The organism is Vibrio hepatarius, from assembly GCF_043642085.1.
Classification (GTDB): Bacteria; Pseudomonadota; Gammaproteobacteria; order Enterobacterales; family Vibrionaceae; genus Vibrio; species Vibrio hepatarius_C.
Genome location: NZ_JBHZSA010000048.1, coordinates 1 through 1,168 on the forward strand (window position 1 = coordinate 1; position 1,168 = coordinate 1,168).

The 1,168-nt window shown below is 41.7% G+C and carries 2 protein-coding genes; both read right to left on the minus strand.

Going from position 1 to position 1,168, the window contains the following annotated elements; translation table 11 throughout:
* Positions 1-71: 71 nt before the first annotated feature.
* On the minus strand, positions 72-413 hold the full coding sequence (locus ACHUFZ_RS21225) for an SH3 domain-containing protein (protein ID WP_394128713.1): 342 nt from the start codon (positions 411-413) through the stop codon (positions 72-74).
* A 105-nt stretch (positions 414-518) separates the two neighbouring features.
* Positions 519-1,064 carry a GNAT family N-acetyltransferase gene (locus tag ACHUFZ_RS21230; protein WP_134837608.1) on the minus strand — a complete coding sequence of 182 codons (546 nt, stop codon included), beginning with the start codon at positions 1,062-1,064 and terminating at the stop codon, positions 519-521.
* Between the last annotated feature and the right edge of the window lie 104 nt (positions 1,065-1,168).

Genomic DNA, 1,168 nt, shown 5'->3' on the forward strand with positions numbered 1-1,168 from the left:
TGTGCCATAAACACTAAAACTGAAGTAGAAGCAAAAGTGCCAAGCGTTGTGAATCCCTCTTAAATTGCTTGTTATGTACGTTGTACCGAGCGCACTGGTACCCAACCAATTTCACCCGTTGACCTCGAAACTCGATACCACTCATTGAGTTCGAATAGCACTGATAGTTTTTCACCAATGACAGTATTAAGCTCAACATTGTCATAGTCTTCAAGCAAGATACCTTCAGAGCTTCCTTCAATCTTCTCGATATATTGAACTGGAGCCCAACCCTGCTCCCCTTCGACACTGGTTATAAAGATCCAGTTGGGAAACTCGTCGTCAATTGTACCTAGAGCTACTCTGTCACCTTGCTTCAAATAAAACGGATTGGGATATTCTGAGACGTGTTTTTCAGTAGTAACAACTTCCATATTTTCTCCAAAGTACATAACGCCGCATTAAGGTGTGAGTAGCGCTTGGCTATACTTGAGCGAAGCGAAACTGCCAAGCGTTACGAATCACTCTTAAATGCTTTGTTATGCGTAATTTTTGACGTACTTTGTCATTGCTGTTTCCGAGACTGACAAACCGTCGATTCTATATTGATCTTTGAACTCTCCAACAACATCGAACCCTGCTTTTAGGTAGAGGTTCTTCGCTGGGAAATTCTCTGATAGTACACAAAGATCAAGCCAGTCAATTTCGGCTTTTTCTTGGCAGAAATTTATAACCGCATCAATGAGTCGTTGACCAATACCTTGCTTCCTGCAAGAAACATCTACGCCCATACCAAGTAGAACTCGATGAGAACGGCTATCATCACCGTGGTGGCGAAGATCAATGTGACCTTTGATACTTCCAGAGGTGTCTTTTACAACCCAGAGCTTTCTCCAACCTAAATCGCCAAAGTGATGGGAAAATCCTTGGATAAACTTATCTTTTGTTGCTTCTGGAACTTCACTTTGCTCTCTGGACATTGGTTGAAAAAGAGGAACTTCTCCATTACCATTTTCAGACAGCTGATTTTCAAGATACACAAAGAATGAATCTAAATCCGATTTTTCCGCTTCTACTACTTCCATCTAATACTCCGTGGTCCATCGATTACGCATAACGCCCAATTAAGGGGTGAACAACGCCTTTCCCCAAACCTAAAGCATTGTGCCATAAACACTAAATTTGAAGT

Bases quoted from the DNA above. Each gene is read 5' to 3' on its own strand.
- ACHUFZ_RS21225 (WP_394128713.1), bottom strand. From the start codon at position 413: ATGGAAGTTGTTACTACTGAAAAACACGTCTCAGAATATCCCAATCCG.
- ACHUFZ_RS21230 (WP_134837608.1), bottom strand. From the start codon at position 1,064: ATGGAAGTAGTAGAAGCGGAAAAATCGGATTTAGATTCATTCTTTGTG.